Here is a 20593-nt window from a genome sequence, read left to right on the forward strand (position 1 = left end):
CGCAACCATCTACCAGAATACGCTCAATCCCAGCCAGATGGCACCTACAAAACGCTATATTTTGTTGTGCGTAAGTCCTGAATCGAAAATCAAAAATCGAAAATCAATTGACGTATGTAGCAATTCGTGATATTTTTCTCCGCATTTGTCTGGATATAAAAAATATTTATGAATAAATCTTAAGTTTTAATAAAATTTAGTATTATAATTTTGGTAACTTCCAACTAAGTATTTATTCTCACTATGGTAGCGGATCAATTTCCTTGGCTGACCGCAATTGTCATCCTACCCCTCCTAGCTTCCCTCGCCATCCCTTTTGTGCCCGATACAGACGGCAAAACCATTCGCTGGTATGCCCTAGGCGTAGGCATTGCAGATTTTGTATTAATGTGCTGGGTGTTTTGGACTCATTACGATCCAAGCATCTCTAGTTTCCAAATCGTAGAACAATATCCCTGGATACCTTCTTTAGGCCTCAACTGGTCTGTTTCCGTTGACGGACTGTCAGTTCCGTTGGTATTGTTGGCGGGATTGGTGACGACACTATCAATCTTTGCAGCCTGGGAAGTTGATCGCAAGCCACGACTCTTCTACTTCCTAATGCTGGTGATGTACTCCGCACAAATAGGAGTTTTCGTCGCCCAAGACATCATGCTGCTGTTCATTGTCTGGGAACTAGAATTAATTCCGGTGTACCTGCTAATCTCGATTTGGGGCGGACAAAACCGCCGCTACGCAGCTACCAAATTCTTGATTTACACCGCAGGCGCTTCCATCTTTATTTTGATAGCTGCCTTAGCAATGGCATTCTACGGCGGAGGCACCCCCACCTTCGACATGGTAGAACTAGGCTTGAAGGACTACCCACTGGGTTTAGAATTACTGCTTTATGCGGGATTGTTAATTGCCTTCGGTGTGAAACTGGCGATTTTCCCCTTCCACACTTGGCTACCTGATGCCCACGGTGAAGCATCTTCTCCCGTGTCGATGATTCTGGCCGGCGTATTGCTGAAAATGGGCGGATACGGACTGATTCGGCTGAATTTGGAACTTCTTCCCCAAGCACACGTTTACTTTGCACCGATTATGGCGGTGCTCGGTGTGGTCAATATTATCTACGGCGCGCTGAATTCCTTCGGCCAGTCGAACATGAAGCGCCGCTTAGCGAATTCGTCGATTTCTCACATGGGATTCGTGTTGTTGGGTATTGCTTCCTTCACGGATTTGGGAATCAACGGGGCGCTGTTGCAAATGATTTCCCACGGTTTAATCGCCTCAGTATTGTTTTTCCTGGCTGGCGTTACTTACGATCGCACCCATACAATGATCATGGACGAGATGGGCGAGATTGGGAAAGTCATGCCGAAAGTGTTTGCCTTGTTTACCGCAGGCGCCATGGCATCCTTGGCACTCCCCGGAATGAGCGGTTTTGCTAGCGAATTGTCCGTGTTTGTGGGCGTCGCAACTAGCGATATGTACAGCAGTTCTTTCCGGGCTGTGACAGTGTTCCTGGCTGCTGTGGGACTGATTTTGACGCCGATTTATTTGCTCTCGATGCTGCGACAGTTATTTTACAACTGTGGGACACTAGCGGCTTGCGACCTTGAAGATCTAAATTTGCAGAATCAGAGAAACAATCTGGATGAAGCGGTTTGTTTTGGTAATAGTTGCGTTTTGCCTGGTGATGCACCGTTTATTGATGCTAAACCTCGGGAAGTGGCGATCGCATTTTGCTTTTTGATACCGATTGTCGGCATTGGTTTTTATCCCAACATGGCCATGCAAGTCTACGACGCGAAGACTGTCGCGGTGAACGCAGAAGTCCGCCAATCTTACATCCAAATTGCTCAAGACAATCCTGAGATTTATGCGAAGGGATTTTTGGTTCCCAAAATTGCCCAAGCTCCAAAAGTGCCGACTTTGGGCAAAATTACCGGGTCTGAATCTGCATCTGTTTTTGGTCTTGTCAAATAATTTTATCGAATTCTGTTTTTGTTGAAAATTGGGCGATCGCTTTTGTCAAAGGGCGATCGCTTTTTTCTTATCGCTGAATTTCTGAAATAATTTGCGCCAGATTCTCCCTAGCATATCCCACCTCAAGAATCGATTTATCCTCCAGTTCAGAGGCAACTTTATTCAAGATATTTAGCGGTTCTTCAGAGCCTGTCGTCTTCAAAAACAACAGTTGCAACCGATTTTTTAATAATGCTAAAATAGAGCTACTGGGTTCGCCTTTATCCCCTTTCCGTTTAGCAATGTTGATGCTCAATTTGTGAGTTTTCAACAGCCGCATTCTTTCTATTCCTTGGGTCTTAACCGTCTCCAAAACCTCCGCTCGAATCCGATCGACTAATCTGTCGGTCACATATTGCACGATCAAAGGCTGAAGCATAAAAACAGTTTCCCCGCCCTCACTAATTTTTTCAATCAGCGAGCGACGACCCAGAGAATCGAGATTTTTTAGCAAATCTGACAGCGATGAATTGGCAAACATCTGCTCTCGTAAAGTTGCCAGGGAAATCTGGATTTGAGCAATAGCCATCCAGTAGGCAATCTCTTGTTCGGAACTCGACATTCGATCGAACTGCTGCGCCAGCAAATTGCTGATATGTTCTTCAATAAATAACCCCGTTGCTTCCAAAAGCTTTAAAACATTGCCCTCGAAAAACTCGTTAATTGTTGTCGCTACAATCTTTAATGCTAACAGATTGCCCCCGTACCGGGACAACAAGATTTCCAACTCTCGATCTTGAGCCGACAAACCTTTTTCTTGGAAAATTTTCCGCGCTATTTCCTCGGAAATAGCAGGTTTTAAAGACCGCACTTTTTCTCCCACCAGCAAAGCCAGTTCCGTAGGTTCTTCCGAACTAACTAGCAGTAAACAGCTATTGTGATTGACCTCACACAGCCGCACAATTAAATCTCGATATCCTTCGTAGCCTTCTCGGTAGTGTCCCGCTAATTCTTCAGGTCTGAGAACTGCTTCAAAATCGTCTAAAATTACCAGACAGCGGTGTTTCCGCAGATACTCGACCAAGCGCGAAATTTTGCTGTTGAGGTCGATGGGTACATCGGGTTTTTGTTGGTTAGAAAAAAGTTGAATTAAGCTCCCTAGGAAGTCGGATGCTGCGGGTGTCGATCGCAGCGATCGCCAAATCACAAAATCAAACTCATTTTGTACCTGTTTTGCCAACTGCACCGACAGAGTTGTTTTGCCGCTACCAGCCAAACCCAGCAGCGCTACCAGGCGACAATTCTCTGATACAATCCACTGCTTTAAAGTAGTTAATTCTTCAGTCCGTCCGTAAAAAACCGAAACATCCGGTGCTTGGCCCCAATCTTCCTGTCGGTGTCCGTTAGCGAAGCCCTCGGAGAGGCTCGCCATCTTCAATAGAGAGCCTTTACCTCGACTAAAATCGCTCGTTCCCTGATCGGTGTGGTATGAAAACAGCAACTGATGCCTCAATTCCGAAAGCTTTCCAGGGCCGTTCCCCCCGATCTGAAACTTTTTGTAAACTTCGCCGAGTCTTTTGCGAACGGCGATGTCGCTAATGCCAAGCTTTGTGGCGATCGTCGCCGTAGATTGACCGTCGAGAGCCATAAACACAGTTTCTAACTCGGCATCTGTGACGCCGCGCTGTTTGGCGATCGTTTGCACAAAGTTTTGAGGAATCGGAGTAGTCAAGGTAGGAATCTCGCCTATACTAAAAAAATCTATCTTCTATTATATTGTGTGAGTTCTCGCGGGCGAGCAATTGAATCGAATCTACCAACGTTCAGCTTGCTTTTTGTTGTTTGGGCAGTTTTAGATATTTATACCCAATTATCAATTGTGAGACCTGTTAAAAAAAATGCAACTGTAGGCAAGCTCCAAACCAATACGCAATTAGTCATTCCCAATTCTTCAATTTTTTAATTCTTCTATTCTTCAATTCTTTAATCTAAGATGGTATGAGGAACGGGGAGTTGAGCGGCATTAATTGTTGCTATTTCCTACCCGTAAAACCTATTGTAGAGTGGAGGCGCGGCGCTTAATTTATAGCACCAAACCATAAATCTCCAACCGCACCACAACCCACCGCGAACCAAAAACCGGAAAAATTTACAATTTTTGAAAGCAGCGCTGTATCAGCCAAAAATTGTCGCACTAGCGCGGTATTCTTGGGCCGAAAGCAGCCGCCAACTCCCATCACCCACCAGTTCCAAAACCTGCTGGTGATATTTCACTAAACTCACTCGGTGACCGACACTCACAAACGTAGTTTTAGTGGCTTGCAACTGCTCGTATAAATGTTGCTCGTTCTTCAAATCCAAAGCACTTGTCGCCTCATCCAAAATAGCGTATCTAGGTTCCGTCAATAACAATCTAGCAAAAGCTAAACGTTGCTGTTCTCCCAGCGACAAAATCTCACCCCAATCTAAATCCGCATCAAAACCGCCCAATCTGTCTGGCAAATCTGCTAAATTTACTGATGCCAAAACGCGGCGCAATTTTTCCTCATCAACCTCGCTGCTGGTATTGGGATACCAAAGTTGCGATCGCAAACTACCCAAAATCATATAAGGACGCTGTGGCAAAAACAGCATTTCCCCCAATTCCGGCCGCGCCAAACGGCCAGTTCCCGAGTCCCACAAACCCGCAATTGCCCGCAGCAAAGAACTCTTCCCAGCACCGCTTTGCCCGACAATTAACAGTCCTTCACCGGGCTGCACTGCTACCGACAAATCCCTAATCAAAGTCTTTTGATGTTTCGGAGTATCTAAGGTGACGTGTTCCAGTAACAACTGGGAATCTATAACTGTATCAATGGTTCTGACTTCGACTTCAACTGGAGTTATTTCATTTTTCAAAGACTCATTGAACGTGGCTAGACGATTAATTCCCGCTGCAAATAAACTCAAAGTTTCAATTTTGTACACCACCAAAGAAAATGCCTCTAAAACCTGACGAAAAGCAAATTCAGCTTGCGTAATATCGCCGTATCTTATCTCACCTGCAAAGTAGATAGAAGCCAGAAATAAAGATGGGATAATATAAGTTGCATACTTATAGCTGTATGTAAAATATTGCAGATTTCGTTGCCAGCCAATTAGTAAATTAAAGTTCCGAACTGCTTCTGAGAATCGGTTTTTTACTTGGACAGATTCCTGCGTTTCTCCCCGGTAAAAAGCAATTGATTCTGCATTGTCCCGAATGTGGACTAATCCATACCGAAAGTCAGCTTCTTTGCGGAGCTGATTGAAGTTCAAAACTATCAACCTTTTTCCAAAAATTACCATTACTACCGTCCCAAAGACAGCATAAATGATTAGTCCGATCGAAAGACCTTTAGAAATAGACCACAGAATGCCCGTAAAAGAAATAATATCAATAACTGCTCCCAACATCAGCAGCAAAAAATCTAAACTCGTGCTAGTGAAGGATTTGATATCTTCAGCGATTCGCTGGTCGGGATTGTCGATTTCCTTCTGAGAATTTACTTCGTAATAAGCGCGGTTTTGAAAATATCTATCCAGGAAACTATCCGTCATCCACTCTCGCCAATATAGTCCCAGTTTATCTTGGGTATATCGGTAAATAACTACTATCGGAGTACCGATGATGAAAACTCCAGCATAAACCCACATAAACCGCCAAAAAGTATTCTGATCTTTTTCAGCAAGTGAGGTCGTAAAAAAGTTACCTATGTAGCTAATTACTACGTTAATCCCGCTAACTGACAGCGACAAAAATAGCAGCAGAGCTAACATTATCCACTGCTTCCAGCGCGGTATCAACTTGCTTCTGAAAAAGACAAAAGCAGTCAGCGGGAGAATTAGCATTAAACCAACGAGCGCAATTGTCGGTGAGTAGATAATCCCTTTAATCAAAGTAGCTAAGCCAGCGGCAACCCCGTTAAAAGCCTCTGGAAAAAAGACTTGAGCACCCAAACTGACAACACTGACAGCCACAAACATCGCAGCGAACAGAAATATCAACAACAGCGTCACTAATCCCAAAAAGATTCGGCCGCCCCCAGGCTCTAAAGGATAAAAGTAAGGCTGAGCGATCGCAATAAATCTCTGCCACAACTGACGGTCAAATCGATTCATCTTTGCTTTTTACAAAACTACTTTGACTGTTCTAACATATCAAGTCTTGTGACAAACTGCAGCACTAATTTATTTCGGAGTTTAGCGAAAAAATTTGTCTCACCCACCGACGGAAACTTGTTTTCCCAGTTAACTGGTGGAGAGAAAAAATTGGGAGCTTAGTTCAAGCTCTTAGATTCATCTGTGGAGTCAATCCTTTAATCTCAAATCTAAAATCTCCAATCGATTGGAGCAGAAGCAGTGGCGCTTTCGCCGGACAACTCCGACTGCAATTTGCTGCTGTAAAATCGCTGGCTAATTCCTAAAATTACTTGTTTCATTACCCAATACAAAACAGTAATTACTACAAAAGTTACAACCATTACTAAAACCGGACGCTTGCCTATCAAATCGTTCATTACGGTGTTAACTAGCGCATCGGGGTTAGTAAGAATGTCCCAAGTGTTGAAGCGGATAAATCGCCCTAAATAAATGCCGATCGCCGAAAGTGCGTGTATAGTTATCTCCGTTGCCAGGATAAATTTACTCCAACCCTGTTGCTTCAAATAGTAACCCAAATTCATCACCGACAGCACGTAAGCCCCAAACCCAACCAGCATAAACGCCAGATACTGCGGGATCAAAGCTAGAGTCACAGTCCACACCGAGTTCCCCTCTTTAATCTGCTCAATCAGGTGAATGATATCAGTTAAAACGTAGGGCGCATTAGGCAAAAATGCGATAAACCAGAAAAAACCCCCCCACCAGCGGAGAGAGCGAACTCCGCGCTGCCGCAGTACCCAGATGTCTAAAGCCATCAGTGCTAGCGTAATCGCGATCGCGCCCAAAACGTAAGTTTTGCCCACATCTTGCACAATGTGCTTCAGATAGTTCAAAACATGGCGCGTACTGGGCAAAAAAGTAAGGCCCAGGAGAAAGGCCGTACCCCACAGCAGCCAGCGCGATCGAGGTTTGCGAAACAGCCAAAAACTCAGGCCCAGCGGTACTAAAGCCAAAAACAAATTCCAAGACATCCAGCGGACATTGTGTCCCATTGCTTGCAACGCTTCCAGGATTAATCCCATCATGTCAATTTTTATACAATTAAAGGTTTGATGCAGCACCGCTTCATTCGCAGCTTCCGTCTATTTTAGTCTTTAAGTTGTAGGGTGAGTCAGCTTATCGCTGGGCGCCTGAAAATCAATAACTGCTGACGCATACTACCACTGTGGAGTCACTCTCAAATCTCAAATCGACTGACGCATCCTACCACTGTGGAGTCAATCTCAAATCTCAAATCTCAAATCGACTGGTGCACCCTACTGTTTATAAACTTTGTCGATCGGAATCTCAATCTTAAAAGTCGTTCCGCATCCTATGGAAGAAAGGCACTCAATCTTACCCTTGTGCTTTTCCACCACAATCGAGTGCGCGATAGACATTCCCAACCCCGTACCTTTCCCCACAGCTTTGGTAGTAAAAAACGGGTTAAAAATTCGATCGACTATCCCCTCGGGAATGCCCGTACCGTTGTCCGAAATTTCTACTCTAACAGTGTTCTCGGGGGTTACACCCGTGGAAATAGCAATCCGTCCAGTCTTTGTCTCTGATTGTGGAACCGATAACTGGTGATATCGTTCTTCAATAGCATCAATTCCATTAGCAATAATATTCATAAACACCTGATTGAGTTGGCTCGCATAGCACTCCACCAGTGGCAGTTTTCCAAACTCCTTAATTACTTCAATTTCCGGGCGGCTGTCCCGACTCTTCAAGCGGTGCTGCAAAATTAACAAAGTGCTTTCAATTCCCACGTGAATATCGACCGGCTTCATTGCGGATTCATCCAGCCGGGAGAAATTTCTGAGGGACAACACAATTTGCCGGATGCGCTCTGTTCCTACCTGCATTGAACCCACAAGTTTTCTTAAATCCTCAGCCATGAAGTCCAAATCTATCTCTTGAATGCGATCGACAATTTTTGAATTGGGTTCGGGATACTCCTGTTCGTAAAGAGTCACCAGATCCAGCAACTCTTTTGTATACTGGTTGAGATAATCAATGTTAGCGTGAATGAAATTAACTGGATTATTAATTTCGTGAGCGATGCCTGCAACTAATTGCCCTAAAGAAGACATTTTTTCAGTTTGGATGAGCTGAGTTTGAGTAGAGCGCAATTCCAGCAGCGCTGACTCTAAATCTCGAGCTTTTTCTCTTTCTCGCGCCTCGCTTTGTCGCAGTGCTTCCTCTGCTTGCTTGCGAGTCGTAATATCCTGGCAAAATCCAATTATTACCTTAGCCTGACCGTCAGGATTCCTGCTAAAAATAGTATCCAGACTTTGCAGCCACAAAAATTGACCATCTGCGGCCTGCACCCGGTAATCAATTTCCCTAATTTCGCCATCTTCAATTCCTGCAAAGCTGGCGTGATGTTTCACAATTTTAGGCAAATCTTCGGGGTGTATTAACTGAGACATCAGTGACGAATCCATCGCTGTAATTTCGTCGCTGGTATAGCCCAAAAGCGCGAGCATTGAAGTATTAGTGTAGATATTTCGCTGTTCTTCCAAGTCGTAGAGATACAAAATACCGGGAGTAGCCGATGCTACTTTTTGAATGAACTGCTGGCTTTCTTGCAAAGCTAACTCCGCTTGTTTGCGATCCGTAACATCAACCGCGATTCCGTCCCAAATAATATCGCCGTTTTCTTTAGCTTCAGGACGCGAAATTATCTGAAACCATCGAATTTTGCCGGAAGGTAGCACGAACCGTCCTTCCCAGTGCCAAGGTTGCAAAGTTTGGGCTGAAATAGCAACGGATTCGTCATGATTTTGGCGGTCATCAGAATGAATTAAATCTGTTATCAAAGCCGCATTTTGCATAACAGCTTCTGCTTCTCGCTCAAACATTTCTCGGCAAGCCGGACTAATGTAAGGGAAACTGAAAGAGCTATCGGTACGCAATACAAATTGATAAATTACTCCCGGCACATTACCCGACAGCTTTTGGAATCTTGCCTCGCTTTCCCGTAGTGCTTCCTCTGCTTGTTTGCGCTCCGTGATGTCAGTAATTGAACCAACCATGCGGACTGGTTTTCCAGATGCGTCCCACAAAGCTTGTCCCCGACTCAATATCCATTTGTAGGCGCTGTTGTAGCACCAGCAGCGGTATTCGACGATGTAATGCGGCGTTTTCTTGTTTAAATGGTCTTGGAGAGCTTGCATTACTAACGCTAAATCGTCGGGATGCGTGTTTTTGTTCAATTCGTCAAAGTAATCGAGAATGGGGCTGTGTTCGTCGTATCCGGTGATTTCCTTAAATCTATCGGACAGGAATAGTTCCCCTGTTTGCAAATTCCAGTCCCAAATGCCGTCGTTGTTGCCTTTGAGTGCTAACTGCCAGCGTTCTTCAGTTTGCATCAATTGAGCAGTTCTCTGTTTGACTCTATTTTCTAGTTCTTGATTGAGCTGTTTGAGACTTTCTTCTGCCTGGTTGCGTTCGATCGCAATTCCTGCTAAGTTTACGATCGCCTCTATCAATTGCAGCTCAAAAAAATGGGGGTGGCGCGGTTGGGAATAATACATTCCAAAAGTTCCCAAAACTTGACCCTGAGATGAGAAAATAGGAGTAGACAAGCAAGCTCTCAGTCCAAAACTCAAGGCTAAATCTCGAAAATTTTTCCACAAAGGATCGCTGGCAATATCTGTAACGATTACCTGTTGGCGACTAAAGGCAGCAGTGCCGCAGGAACCGACATCCGGGCCGATGGCTATGCCATGAATAGCAGCATTGTAACTGTCGGGCAAACTGGGCGCGGCTCCGTGCAGCAAATGTTTGCCGTCTGGAGCTAGAAGCAATATCGAACAGATGACATCTCTAGATTGCTGCTCGATAATTTTAACTAAAGTGTTTAAAGTATCGCCTAGAGAAGCACCCTTAGCAATCATTTCTAAAATTTGTTTTTGACCCGTCAACCAATTTTCAGCTTGCTTGCGCTCTGTAATGTTGCGGGCAACCCACAAAACCGTGTTTTCTTTCATGGGCGAAATGGTAGCGGCAAACCACGTTTTTATGCTACCAATTTCCAAGTTATATTCAAAAGTACAGATTTGATTTGTAGCGAGGGCGGTGCGAATTTGCTCCAGAAAAAATTCTGCCATTTCTGGATAGAATAAGTCGCTAATTTTTTGACCTACCAGTTCTGGAGACGGTTTATATAAAACTCCGGGATTTGTCGGGGCAATTTTCAGGTAGCGTCCTTCAATATCAATCACCAAAATTACGTCGTTCATTGCCGCAAACAAAGTCCGCAGTTCTGCTTCTGAAGCTTGCAGGGCGATTTCAGCTTGTTTGCGATCGCTAATGTCGCGCCCTACTCCTTGACACTCAATCAAGCTGCCCGTCCTGTCAAAAATCGCCCGATTCGTCCACTGCTGCCAGCGAGTTTCCCCTGTTTCGAGAACGACGCGGTGTTCACAGGTAACGACGGGGTTTTCTAGGCTTAGAGAACTGAAACTGCGGCTGAGAATTTCTTGGTCTTCTGCCGGCATCAAGGGCATAAAAGTATGGCCCTCCAAATCCGATCGCGATTTATTGAAATAGCGGCAGTAGGCATCGTTGACAAAAGTCAAAACTCCGCTCGGCAAGAAACGGCAAATCAGTTCGGTTTGGTCTTCAATAATTGCCCGATAGCGAGATTCGCTCTCAAGCAGCGCGGCTTCTGCTAAGACGCGATCGCTAATATCCGTCCCGATACAAAGCAGTCCTGCCACATTTCCCTTGGCATCTAGTAAAGGTTTATTTGTCCACGCTATCCACACCCTTTCTCCATTGCTGCGGATGTTTTCGTTTTCGTTTTGGAAGTATTTTTCCGGCTGTGGCAAATAGTCTCGAATCATTGCCGCCAAGTCACTTTCTGATAAATCTGTTTTCGGTATAATTGTGCCGACCGCACTTTTGCCAATGATTTCTGCTTCTGAATACCCGAAAAAAGTTTCAGCAAACTCATTAAAAAAAGTAATTTTGCCTTCACTGTCTAACTGCACAATAATGCTGTTAGCATTCTCAACCAATTGTCGGTACTTAGCTTCGCTTGCCTGCAGCTTCACAGGGCCATACACCCAGCTAAACGCCACGACCCCGCTGAAAACAGCCAGCAAGCCGCCTCCAAAGATCAGCCACCCCCGAAACGGCGAATTCGCAGGCCATCCTCCCGCCGGAATTGCTGCCAACTGCCAGGAACCGTTGGGCAAAGTCACTTCCAGCATCACGGGATTCTGCTGAAAAATTGACCCGTCACCGAAAAACGCAGGGCCGGATGCTCCCTTCCCGTCTTTGCCCCGCAGAGCGTATTGCAGCTTCGCTGAGGAGTCGTTGAGTCCTGCTTCCTCAATCAGGGAATTTTTGTCGATGATCAAACCTGTCAAGCCCCAGTAAACTCCTGTTTCGGGCTCGGCGCCGGAGGGTGTGAGAAAAATCGGCGATCGGCTGATGAACGTCTCGTCCCCCTCCAATAATTTCACGGGCCCGGCTAGCAAAGTTTTTCTGGTGTAGATAACCTCTTTGACCATTTGCCGCTGTGCGGGTAGCGCCGTCAAGTCAGCCCCGATCAGCGCTTCATTTCCCTCCCGTGGATAAATGTAAGCGATCGTCGTGCCTTTAACTAAAGTTATGGCGCGGATGCCCGGTTGCTGTGCCACCAGAATTCTCGCCGTCGCTGTAAACTCGGCTTCAGTGATGTTTGGGTTGTTGGAAAGGTAAGCCCCCAAACCCCGCGTCAAAAATACGCGGGAATTCAAAGCGCCTTCCAGCTTAGAACGGACTGTGCTGAGGCGTTCGAGGGTGCTAGCGCGGTTGTAGTGAAAAAACCGCCGCTGTTCTGAGCGATCTAAAATGCCAACTCCGACCAAAATTGCTATTGATGCCGAAATTGCTGCTAAATACGGTGAAATTTGGAATTTTTTCACCTTAAAGTATTCCATCTGCCGGCGGTTAAGGTATATTTTTTAGATCTTTAGATAGATTTAGTTTAGTTTGATTTCTCTAAGCCAATGCCAGATTTTCGGCATACCGGGCTTGTCGCAAGCGGGCGGGAGTTTGTTGTGTTCTAGCACGCCCGCCGAACGTCGGCGATCGGCAAGCCTCTCATCATCAATTCTATGGAAAAAGTTTTAAATCTACAATCGACTGAGCGAAAGTAATGTGGTCATAAGCCCCCGTATTCATTCCTTCGCAGACTCAGGACGGAGACTTTAAAAAGCTTTGCATCCTTCCTAAAAAGCCCCTGGATTCATTCCTTCGCAGGCTCAGGACGATATCAATCTAAAATCTAAAATCTAAAATCTAAAATCTAAAATTGGTTGACTCGCCCTTGCTCGGGTAGGGCGCGCCACGATACCGTACCACACCCGGGGGGGGAGCGCGCACCCGAAAGACGCGAGTTATTAGCTAAAATAGGTTTAGGAATAATTTTTTTTCAGCGCTACGGCCAATCATTCATAGGGGCAATTTGATGCAAGAACAGTTGATGGAAGCGATCGCACCTTACCGCGATCGCGTAGATTATCTAGAAGTTCGCCTCGAACAAAGCGAGTCAACTGCGATTAGTTTTCGCGGCCCTCAGTTAGATGCTGTCAACCGCAGTTTTAGTCTCGCCGGCGGCATCCGCGCCTGTCACAAAGGTGGCTGGAGTTTTGTAACTTTTAACGGTTTAGATGAGTTAAAAGATCGCATTGAAGAAGCTGTAGTGCAGTCTCGTTTGGTTGGCAGCGAAAAAACTCTACTAGCAGATGTCACCCCGATTCAAGATTATGTAGCGGTGGAATTGGGCCGCGACCCGCGCTCTATTACTCTAGCCGAAAAGCGGAAATTGCTCGAATCTTACAATCAGTTGCTGTTAGATTATGACCCGCGAATTCAGACGACAATGGCTGGTTACAGCGACAGATTTGGGATTACTTATTTTGTGAATTCTCAAGGCACTTGCATCGCTCAAGAGCGCTTGGACGTGACCGGGCGTTTCGGAGCGATCGCCCGCGGCGAGGGCGGTGTCGTCCGCCAAGGGTTTGAGTCGATTCACTCGCGATCGGATTACGATGTGTTGACAAATATTGAAGATCGTGTTAAAAGTGCGGCCGTTCGAGCTGTGGGCCAACTAGAGGCAAAATCGGTGAAAGGCGGGCAGTATCCGGTGATTTTAGACCCCTATTTGTCGGGGGTTTTTATTCACGAAGCTTTCGGGCATTTGTCGGAAGCAGACGGCATTTACGAAAACCCAAAAATGCAGGAATTGTTGACTTTGGGCAAGCCTGTGGCGATCGAACAATTGAATGTAATTGACGACGCAACTGTGCCGGGATTGCCGGGAACTTTGAAATACGACGACGAAGGCGTGCCGGCTCAGTGCAAGCATTTAATTAAAAATGGAGTTTTAGCGGCTCGGATGCACAATCGCGAGACTGCGGGCAAAATGGGCGAAAGTCCGACGGGAAATGCCCGGGCTCTGAGCGCTACTTTTATGCCTTTGGTGCGGATGACTAATACTGCGATCGAGTCTGGCGAACATTCTTTTGACGAAATGGTTGCCGACATTGACGAAGGAGTTTATGCAGTGCGGATGTTGGGAGGACAAACCAACGGCGAAATGTTTACGTTTGCGGCGGCTCAAGGGTTCATGATTCGCGACGGCAAATTGGCCGAACCGGTGAGCGATGTCACTTTAAGCGGCAATGTATTTCAGACGTTAAAGGATATTGAGTCTATAGGAAACGACTCGGTTTATGCCTACGGCGGTTGCGGTAAAGGCGGTCAGAGCGGTTTGCCCGTAAGCGTCGGCGGCCCCCATTTGCGGATTAAAAATGTCGTCGTCGGAGGAAGATAATCCTTAGTCATTAGTCATTAATTATTAGTTCAAAACTTACCCAACTGGCACATGGTGAAGGCGTGTTCGCGCCCTCACGCCTCACCTTAACCAGTCCGGGACACTGACAAGTTGACCAACCACTCAAAATCTACTATAGAGGGCTTCAGCTAGGTCGTTCGGTGTTTGGGAGGCTTCATAAATTACAGAGAAAGTGGGGAAGTGCGATCGCGATTATAGACTTTACCAGACTTTGCTGATTTTTTGTTTAATTCCCCTTAAGTTGCCTTCATCTCTATCCGATTATTCTGCCTAATCGGAATCTCAATCACAAATTCTGCACCTAGATCTGGCTCCGAAAAACACTTCAAATCTCCGCCGTGCTTCTCCACCACAATCTGATAGCTAATCGATAATCCCAAGCCAGTGCCCTCACCCACAGGTTTAGTTGTGAAGAAAGGATTAAACAGCCGATTTATTACATCGCTTGTCATCCCCGGGCCATTATCTTTAAAACTGATTCTTACCCACTCGCGATTGAGCATAGAAGTAGCAATCGTAATCGTCCTAGGCTCGTTTTTAATTGGCTCAGGGCTGAGTTTTTTATCATAGTGATTCAAGGCATAAATGCCATTGCTTAGCAAATTCATAAATACCTGATTCAACTGACAGGCATAACATTCTATTTGTGGCAAATCTCCGTATTCTTTAATAACTTGAATAGACGAAGAATTCGGCTTAGCCTTGAGCTGACTCTGCAAAATTACTAGAGAGCTGTCGATTCCCTCGTGAATATTAACGGGTTTCATCTCAGCTTCGTCTAGGCGCGAGAAGTTCCGCAACGTCAGCACAATCTGACGGATACGTTCTGCCCCCAATTGCATTGAAGACAGCATTTTAGGCAGATCCTCTGTGATAAAATCCAGCTCTATTTTCTCAATTAAAGATTCGATTTCAGGGTAATTCTGAGCATCGTGTTCCTGGTAAAGCTTGATTAAACTTAAGAGCCCCTGAGTGTAATCTGTGACATAAGTTAAGTTGCCATAGATGAAGTTAACGGGATTATTAATTTCGTGGGCAATACCGGAAATTAGTTGTCCTAAGCTAGACATTTTCTCAGTCTGAATAAGCTGAGATTGGGTGCGCTGTAAATTTTGCAGGGCCAGTTCTAGTTGGATGGCTTTTTCTCGCTCTCGCGCTTCCGATTGCCGCAATTTCTCCTCTCTTTCTTGGCGGGCGCGCTCGTTTTCCTTTAGCTGCTGCACATGACATAAAGTTTTGTTAATCGTAATTTCTAAATCCTGAAAATTTATAGGCTTAATCAAAAAGTCAAAGGCCCCGCCATTCATCGCCTTTCTGATATTCCCCAAATCGCCATAAGCAGATATAACTACTGTTTTGACCATAGTAACTAGCTCGTTAAGTTTCGCTAGCAAAGCCATACCATCCATGACTGGCATATTAATGTCTGTCAGGATAATATCTATATCCGGGTGCTCTCGCAACGTTGAAAGCGCTTCTACGCCATTGTGTGCAAAAAAAACTTGGTATTCTCCGGTGCGGATCTTTTGTCTAAATTTCTGGGAAATTAAAGATTCTAAATCAGGCTCGTCATCCACAAATAATATTTGAGCTGGCATATTGCGAGCCAGTGCGGTCGTAGGTGACATTTTTTGAACTCCTGGGATTCATTAACTTATCCGCCGAGTAATTTTTATCTACTTTACGTCCTATTATAGATTATTTCAGGAGTAATGAAAAGGCTGATTTCTACAAGGGCCAACCAGATGGCTGGAATAGGCTCTGAGTTTGGTAAAAGTCGATGGATTAGCTAAGGTTGAGTGCCGCCCTAGTTTGTCTGATTGGAATTTCAATCCAGAACTCTGTTCCCTGCCCCACCTCTGAAAAACAGTTCAATGCGCCCCCATGCTTCTCATGTACAATTTGGTAGCTTATATAGAGACCCAAACCAGTACCCTCACCTACAGGCTTAGTAGTAAAAAATGGTTCAAAAATACGGTCTTTCACCTCTGCCGTTATTCCCGGCCCATTGTCCCGAATTTGAATGACGACACGGGATTTTTCCTCTAGCAGAAAAGTGCGAATAGTAATGGCGAGGGGGCAAGCGGGGGGGTTATCTAGTGACCGTTGTTTGTTGTACTCATTCAAAGCATCAATCGCATTAGAAAGGATGTTGATAAACACCTGGTTGAGTTCTCCGGCATAGCATTCCACTAAAGGCAGATTGCTGTACTCCTCCATCACTTGAATCTCTGGACGCCCTGCCCTTGCTTGAAATCGATTATGCAAAATCAGCAGGCTGCTTTTTATCCCCTCGTGAATGTCAACCGACTTTATGTTAGCTTCATCCAGTCTTGAGAAGTTACGCAAAGACAAAATAATCTTCTGAATGCGGTCAACACCCCCTTTCATCGACACCATAATTTGAGGTAAATCTACTATCATAAATTCCAAATCTATGGCTTCGATTTCAGCTTGAATCTCAGAATTGGGAGGGGTGTACTGCTGATAGAGATGTAGCAGGTGCAGTAGGTCTTGAATATAATCACTGACGTGGCTGATATTGCCGTAGATAAAGTTGACGGGGTTGTTGATTTCATGGGCAATCCCCGCAACCACTTGACCCAAAGAAGACATTTTTGCGGTCTGAATCAGTTGAGCTTGGGTCTTTTTTAGGTCTTGCATACAGTTCTGTAAATGCTGAGCTTCTTCTCTAGCGCGAGCTTCTGACTCCCGCAAGCGCTGATTTTCTTTTACCTGTTGCACCTCGCGCAGCGTTTTGTTGAGGGTAATTTCTAGATCCTGAAAATCTATAGGCTTGGTTAGAAAGTCAAAAGCACCGAAGTTCATCGCATTTCTTATATTTTTCATGTCGCCATAGGCTGATATAACTATTGTTTTGAAAGGGCGGTTTATCTGATTAAGTTTAGAGAGTAAAGTCAGGCCATCCATTTCAGGCATATTAAGGTCGGTCACTACTATATCTAGATCCGGGTATTCTTTCAATTTCTCCAGCGCTTGTACGCCATTGTGGGCAAAAAAAAGCTGCCATTTTTCGGCGCGGATTTTTTTCCTAAATCTCTGGGAAAGTAGAGATTCTAAATCTGGTTCATCATCCACAAACATTATTTTTGCTGACATATTCATTTTTCAGTAACTCTTAAAACTCATCATAAAGATTTAGCGTTCCAGAAGAACAGAAGGAAAATGCAATCGAGCCATTTTAACTCGACTGAGGTACTGCTTTCAATTACCAATTACTCATTACCAATTACTAAATATGTTTCCTTGTAAATTTACTCCAAGTTGAGTATTTTATTTTTGAGTGTATCAAAATTAACAGGCTTAGTAATATAGTCATCAGCTCCATAAGCCATTGCGGTTTGGTAATTTCTCTCATCTCCATAAGCCGTAATCATAAAAACTTTTAAATCGGGAAACTTTTCTTTGAGAATCCTGAGCAGTTCGATCCCATTCATTCCTGGCATATTAATATCCGATAAAATCAAGACAATAGACGCTTCATCCTGGTTTTCTAAGTAGTTCAAAGCTGCCTCTGCGGACAGGGAAAAATGAAATTGAATTTGCCCTGCTTTGATTTCTTTCCTAAATTTCTGCTTGAACAGTGACTGAATATCTTCCTCGTCGTCTACCACCATTACTTTCATTTTTTTAACTCCTTAATTTCAGCTATTTTTTTGGGCAATGTGATTATAAACTCTGTGTATTTTCCTACTTCTGTTTCGACTTTTAGTTCTCCGCGATGTTGCTGGACGATAACATCCTGACTGATAGACAGACCTAGACCAGTACCTTCGGCTGGTGGTTTTGTAGTAAAAAAGGGATTGAAAATTTTATCGACTACCTCGGGTTTTATACCTGAGCCATTATCGCGAATGCGGATTTCAATCGCGTCACCAAGATTTCGAGTTCTCACGTCAAGCAGCGGTGAAAATGCTGAACCCATTTCTTGTTTCTTTTTATAGGTTGCATAGCAAGCATTGCTAATAATGTTAAGAAAAACCCGACCGATGTCTTGTGGCACGACCTCTACTTCGCCTATGTCATTGTCATAGTCGGTTTCTATGGTAATGTTAAAAGCAGCTTCCTTGGCTCGCATCCCGTGATAGGCTAGATTGATATATTCAGCCAATAAACTATTTAGATCTGTAGCTTCCCAGTGACCGCTTTGTCCGCGAGAATGCAAAAGCATATTACCAACGATTTTGTCGGCTCTTTGACCGTGTTGATTGATTTTTTTAAGATTAGCTGTGAGATCGGTTAATAGCTCGGCAATATCGTCACTGGTTTCGGGATCTAAACGTTCTGCTTGATTTTCAATTTTTTCAAACAGTTCTTCGGTTAATTCAGCAGAAAGTTCTGAGAAATTGTTGACAAAGTTTAATGGGTTTCTGATTTCGTGGGCAATGCCTGCTGTTAAACTACCCAGAGAAGCTAGTTTTTCTTGCACGACAATTTGATTTTGCATAGCTCTGAGATTTGCTTCTACCCGCTGGCGCTCTTCAATCTCATTTTGCAATTGCTGCACAGTATGGGTGAGTTCAGATGTACGCTCCTCAACTTTGATTTCTAGTTCCTCATTAGCTTTTTGCAGTGCTTCTTGGGCTTGCTTGCGATCGGTGATGTCGCGCACGATCGCCACATATTCTTGGAGATCCTGATTGGAAAGAGAAGCTTGTTGAGAGAATCGGTTTGAGATGGCAACTTCGAGGATGCGCGAGTTTCCATCGGGTAAGTTGAGGGTGTGTTCGCTGCGACTGAGCCACTGCTCTGGCTGAGCCGCTAATCCGGGTAGTAATTTGTTCAGGTAAGACCCAATTAGCCTTGTAATATCTATTCCGAAGAGGCTTTCAGCAGCGGGATTAGTCTGACGAATTACACCTTTTCCATCCAGCACTACAATAGCATCTAGGGCAATGGTAAAAAGCTGTTCTGCTCCCTCTCGTGCCTCGTCCATTAAGACGACTTGGGGTAAGCTCGTCCAGCAGGCAACGGCTACCCCGACAAAGGTGATACTCAACACTAGCACTACCAAAAGATTAGAGGCAAGACTTGAGTTAGCCTCTAAGGGGATACCAAACAACCAGCCGACCGTAGCGGCGCTAGAAATCAGTAAAATCACGACTACAACCTGAAACGCCACAAAATCTGGTATCAAGCTCTTGCGCTGTTGCCGATAACACTGAATCCACCACTCTGGATGAAACGGTGCAAAGGGAATGCGACGGATAGCCGCATCCACTACGAAAACAACCCCAGGAAACAGGAACCCAATCAGCACATCTTCCCGACTCCAAGCTAAGCCTCCAACCAGCAACACCACACCATCAAACATCAAGAAGCCTAATGCCAACCAAGGCCATCGCACTTCTGGAGAGCCTCGCCGCAGCCAGAGTCCGAGATTGAGTGACATCAACATTACGACGAAGCCAACAGAACCAATCACCAATAGCCGAGTTATATCTATCCAAAGTAAAGCGATCAAATTAATTAAAACGCAAAATATCAAGCCCGGTTGCAGAACACCTCGTCGGGAAACGATCGCAAACACGGGTGCAACATATCCATCTAAAGCGAGTTGGTACAACATTCGGGGAGAGTTAGAAACCGCAGTGGCGCAAGCTAGAAAACAGCTTGAAGCCAGCAACAGTGTCACGATTAATGAAGCTGACGGGCCCCAAAATGGTACGGCGGCTGCTAATAAATTCTTAAATGAGTCTTCCCCCAGTCCTTCAGCGGTGGCTAAGCGCATCAGTACCCAGGAGTTGGCTAGAAATATGGGAACAATTAGTGCAGCAGCTAAGTTCAGAAACCGCAAAGTTTCACTGGGACGACGGCTGTCGGCGACAAAGGAAGAAGCTGTTTCGCAGGCGCAAGTAGCGTAGAGCGCGAAGCACGACCACTTAGCCCAGTCCACAAAGGTTAAGGTTGGCCAACTGCTGGGGAAAAGTCCGGGACTCTCTGGAGATAAAGCTAACCATCCCATCCCTTGAATGCCAAACACCAGTAGAAATCCAATTGCTGGGAACACGAAAAATGCGTGCAGTATTCCTAGAGCGCGAGTGCCGCTAAATGCCACTATATAAGCGATCAGTGTGAATCCCACTATGAGAATTGTTCTGGGACACGGAATGCCCAAGGGTTCCAGGTTAGCTTGGATGAGGTCTGTGATGACGATCGCATTCACTGAGGGATATACTACCCAACTCAGGAAGTAAGCGAACGCCGCATAGCGACCCAGAGAGGGATAGTTCCTCAGTAGCCTGGTGATATAGTTGGGCGTTCCCCCGGACATTTCTGGCCAATGTTCCCCTAAGCGTTTCACTTGTAGGTTCAGGATCACTCCTAACACCACGGCGGGCAGCCAGACGAAAATTGCATTTGGGCCCAGAGCGGCGTACATTGGTGGTGCAATTGTTACCCATGCGATATGACCGCTCAGGCCAAAGCCCCAGGTTTCAACAGAACTCAGACTTCTCTGGAGGCGCATGGGCGATCGCCTATTAAGATTTTCTGTTGGGGAAGGCTGAGTTGGTTGTGAGTCGTAGCCGTTTGCTGGCTGGTGTCGGATGTCTGTAGCCATCAATTTTACCTAATTACATTTTATTTCTGACTTCTGAC

Annotated in this window: 10 protein-coding genes; 2 read left to right on the forward strand and 8 right to left on the reverse strand. The window is 45.2% G+C overall.

The annotated features are described in order from the left end of the window. Window positions 1-243 precede the first annotated feature (243 nt). The gene (locus QUA71_RS24100) at window positions 244-1974 is read left to right on the forward strand and encodes an NAD(P)H-quinone oxidoreductase subunit 4 (protein ID WP_333217294.1); all 1731 of its coding nucleotides are present in this window, start codon (window positions 244-246) and stop codon (window positions 1972-1974) included. Window positions 1975-2041: 67 nt separating this feature from the next. Here the strand turns inward: QUA71_RS24100 and QUA71_RS24105 are convergent, their stop codons facing one another. From QUA71_RS24105 to QUA71_RS24120, 4 genes are all read right to left on the reverse strand, one after another. Continuing rightward, window positions 2042-3685 (reverse strand): NB-ARC domain-containing protein, encoded by a 1644-nt coding sequence (locus QUA71_RS24105; protein WP_333288923.1) that lies wholly within the window; start codon window positions 3683-3685, stop codon window positions 2042-2044. Window positions 3686-4128: 443 nt separating this feature from the next. After that, a complete protein-coding gene (locus QUA71_RS24110) occupies window positions 4129-6093 on the reverse strand; it encodes an ABC transporter ATP-binding protein/permease (protein WP_333288925.1) in 1965 nt (654 codons plus the stop codon). Window positions 6094-6302: 209 nt separating this feature from the next. Continuing rightward, entirely contained in the window at window positions 6303-7160 is an 858-nt protein-coding gene (locus QUA71_RS24115; RefSeq protein WP_333288927.1) for a DUF1361 domain-containing protein, read from the reverse strand. Between the two features lie 231 nt (window positions 7161-7391). Continuing rightward, a complete protein-coding gene (locus QUA71_RS24120; RefSeq protein WP_333288929.1) occupies window positions 7392-12038 on the reverse strand; it encodes a PAS domain S-box protein in 4647 nt (1548 codons plus the stop codon). A gap of 545 nt (window positions 12039-12583) precedes the next feature. On the opposite strand from QUA71_RS24120, the gene QUA71_RS24125 reads away from it, so the two are divergent. After that, a complete protein-coding gene (locus QUA71_RS24125; protein ID WP_333106075.1) occupies window positions 12584-13951 on the forward strand; it encodes a TldD/PmbA family protein in 1368 nt (455 codons plus the stop codon). Between the two features lie 257 nt (window positions 13952-14208). Here QUA71_RS24125 and QUA71_RS24130 read toward each other — a convergent pair whose 3' ends face one another. From QUA71_RS24130 to QUA71_RS24145, 4 genes are all read right to left on the reverse strand, one after another. After that, complete coding sequence (locus QUA71_RS24130; protein ID WP_333288930.1) at window positions 14209-15600, reverse strand: response regulator; 1392 nt, start codon at window positions 15598-15600, stop codon at window positions 14209-14211. Between the two features lie 157 nt (window positions 15601-15757). Beyond that, window positions 15758-17092, reverse strand: a complete 1335-nt coding sequence (locus tag QUA71_RS24135; protein WP_333288932.1) for an ATP-binding protein — start codon at window positions 17090-17092, stop codon at window positions 15758-15760. Window positions 17093-17247: 155 nt separating this feature from the next. Further along, window positions 17248-17619: a response regulator gene (locus tag QUA71_RS24140; RefSeq protein WP_333217287.1), complete on the reverse strand. Its 372-nt coding sequence runs from the start codon at window positions 17617-17619 to the stop codon at window positions 17248-17250. Further along, window positions 17616-20555: an ATP-binding protein gene (locus tag QUA71_RS24145; protein ID WP_333288935.1), complete on the reverse strand. Its 2940-nt coding sequence runs from the start codon at window positions 20553-20555 to the stop codon at window positions 17616-17618. The genes QUA71_RS24140 and QUA71_RS24145 overlap by 4 nt, the downstream gene beginning before the upstream one ends. Window positions 20556-20593 lie beyond the last annotated feature (38 nt).

Source organism: Microcoleus sp. MON1_C5 (assembly GCF_036701875.1).
GTDB lineage: Bacteria > Cyanobacteriota > Cyanobacteriia > Cyanobacteriales > Microcoleaceae > Microcoleus.

Excerpts from the sequence above, each read along its gene's own strand:
- QUA71_RS24100 (WP_333217294.1), top strand. The coding sequence starts at position 244 with ATGGTAGCGGATCAATTTCCTTGGCTGACCGCAATTGTCATCCTACCC.
- QUA71_RS24110 (WP_333288925.1), bottom strand. The coding sequence starts at position 6,093 with ATGAATCGATTTGACCGTCAGTTGTGGCAGAGATTTATTGCGATCGCT.
- QUA71_RS24115 (WP_333288927.1), bottom strand. The coding sequence starts at position 7,160 with ATGATGGGATTAATCCTGGAAGCGTTGCAAGCAATGGGACACAATGTC.
- QUA71_RS24125 (WP_333106075.1), top strand. The coding sequence starts at position 12,584 with ATGCAAGAACAGTTGATGGAAGCGATCGCACCTTACCGCGATCGCGTA.
- QUA71_RS24130 (WP_333288930.1), bottom strand. The coding sequence starts at position 15,600 with ATGTCACCTACGACCGCACTGGCTCGCAATATGCCAGCTCAAATATTA.
- QUA71_RS24135 (WP_333288932.1), bottom strand. The coding sequence starts at position 17,092 with ATGTCAGCAAAAATAATGTTTGTGGATGATGAACCAGATTTAGAATCT.
- QUA71_RS24140 (WP_333217287.1), bottom strand. The coding sequence starts at position 17,619 with ATGAAAGTAATGGTGGTAGACGACGAGGAAGATATTCAGTCACTGTTC.
- QUA71_RS24145 (WP_333288935.1), bottom strand. The coding sequence starts at position 20,555 with ATGGCTACAGACATCCGACACCAGCCAGCAAACGGCTACGACTCACAA.